Origin of the sequence: Aquidulcibacter paucihalophilus (genome assembly GCF_002105465.1) — a bacterium.
GTDB classification, from domain to species: domain Bacteria; phylum Pseudomonadota; class Alphaproteobacteria; order Caulobacterales; family Aquidulcibacteraceae; genus Aquidulcibacter; species Aquidulcibacter paucihalophilus.
In genome coordinates this window covers 1-1882 of the sequence record NZ_NCSQ01000043.1, presented here as the reverse complement: position 1 = coordinate 1882, position 1882 = coordinate 1, and the positions used below count along the sequence as shown (strand labels likewise).

Sequence of the window (1882 nt, the reverse complement as noted above, 5' to 3'; positions counted from 1 at the left end):
GTGGCCGCCCGGCGTTCGACCCCGTTGCGATGTTCAAGGTGACCCCGCCCCTTAAAATCCGGCCATAAGTTTGTAGAGTCCTCGAACGAGAGGATGACAGATGCGCAAGAGCAGATTTACCGAGCAACAGATCATTGGGATGATCAAGGAGCACGAGAGTGGGATTTCGACGTCGGAGGTATGCCGCAAGCACGGGATCTCAGATGCGACCTTCTACAAGTACAAAGCCAAGTTCGGCGGGATGAGCGTCTCGGACGCGCAGAAGCTCAAAGCGCTCGAGTTGGAGAATGCCCGGCTGAAGCGGCTTCTGGCCGAGACGATGCTGGATGTTGCTGTGCTCAAGGACATGGCAACAAAAAACTACTAACGCCCGATGTGAAGCGCCGCGCTGTGGTTCAGGCGATGAAGGACCATGACGTCAGCGAACGTCGGGCGTGCAGCCTAGCTGGACTGGATCGCTCCACGTTTCAGTATGAGAAGAAGACTGGTGGTGACGAGGCCCTGCGAGAGCGATTGCGCGCGCTTGCTGGCGAGCGCCGCCGGTTTGGATACCGACGACTTGGCATTTTGCTGACGCGTGAGGACCACCATGCCAATCACAAGAAGCTCTATCGGATCTATAGAGAGGAAAAGCTTGCTGTCCGCAGACGCAAAGGCCGCAAACGCGCGCTTGGGACCCGTAGACCGATGACTATGCCATCAGGGCCGAACGAGCGTTGGAGCCTCGACTTCGTATCCGACAGTCTGACAGGTGGCCGCCGCTTCCGCATCTTGTGTGTGGTTGACGACTTTACCCGGGAGGCGCTGGCGGTCGTGGCGGACTTCTCGATCTCAGGTCACCGGCTAGCACGAGAGCTTGATGCGATCATCGCCAGACGCGGCAAACCCAAGACTATCGTCAGCGACAACGGGACAGAAATGACCAGTCATGCCATCTTCAAATGGGCGCAGGAGCAACATATCGAGTGGCACTACATCGCCCCCGGAAAGCCAACGCAGAACGCCTTCGTCGAAAGCTTCAATGGTCGCCTCCGGGATGAATGCCTCAACGAAGAGCTGTTCTCATCGCTGACTGAAGCACGGGCCGCGCTGAAGGCCTGGGCAATTGCCTATAACCAACAGCGCCCGCACACGTCGCTCGGCGGACTTGCACCAGCAGTCTTCGCGCGCAACCACCAACAACAAAGCGCCAAACGATCCAGGCCCGCTTCGCCTGAGCTCCGCAAAGGCTCCACTCAGCGGGCCTTGACCACCAACCACAAACCAGAAAGAAAGGCGAACAGACTCTACTTATAAATGGCCCGGATCAGGGGGCTGGGTCAAAGGTGCTGGTGGTTCAGGCGCAGCATAATCTGTCGGATGCGCGCATGGAGTTCATGATCCGGGATCGCTTGAGCTGGATGCGCTTCTTCGGCTTCGACCTTGGCGGCGCGATGCCGGACGAGAACACCATCCGTCACTATCGCAACCGGCTCACCGAGAGCGGGACGCTCGAGGCATTGATGCAGGCCTTCGAGCAGCAACTGCGTGAAGCAGGATATCTCGCCATGGGCGGTCAGATCGTCGATGCCACGCTGGTGCCTGCGCCCAAGCAGCGCAATACCGAGGAAGAGAAGGCCGCGATCAAGGCGGGCAAGTCGGCAAAGCAGATCTGGCGCGGCAAGCCGAACAAGGCGCACCAGAAGGATGTCGATGCGCGCTGGACCGTGAAGATCGGCGGCAAGGTCCGTTATCGCCCCGACGGCACGCCGTTACCGCAGATCGCCACACCCGTGTTCGGCTACAAGTCGCATATCAGCATCGATCGGCGCTTCGGGTTCATCCGCAAGGCTGCGGTGACCTCGGCAGCCGACAGCGACGGGCGCCAGATGCGCCGGGTGAT

The 1882-nt window shown here is 59.6% G+C and carries 2 protein-coding genes; both read left to right on the top strand.

Features of this window, described 5'->3' with window-relative positions; genetic code table 11:
• Window positions 1-100 precede the first annotated feature (100 nt).
• Window positions 101-1296 (top strand): IS3 family transposase gene (locus tag B7364_RS04105; protein WP_232780803.1). Its coding sequence is split into 2 segments (ribosomal slippage): window positions 101-350 and window positions 350-1296, totalling 1197 coding nucleotides; the frame shifts between segments, so codons are not numbered across the junction.
• A gap of 71 nt (window positions 1297-1367) precedes the next feature.
• The coding region (locus B7364_RS04100) for a transposase (protein ID WP_232780802.1) at window positions 1368-1882 on the top strand (515 nt) is incomplete at its 3' end.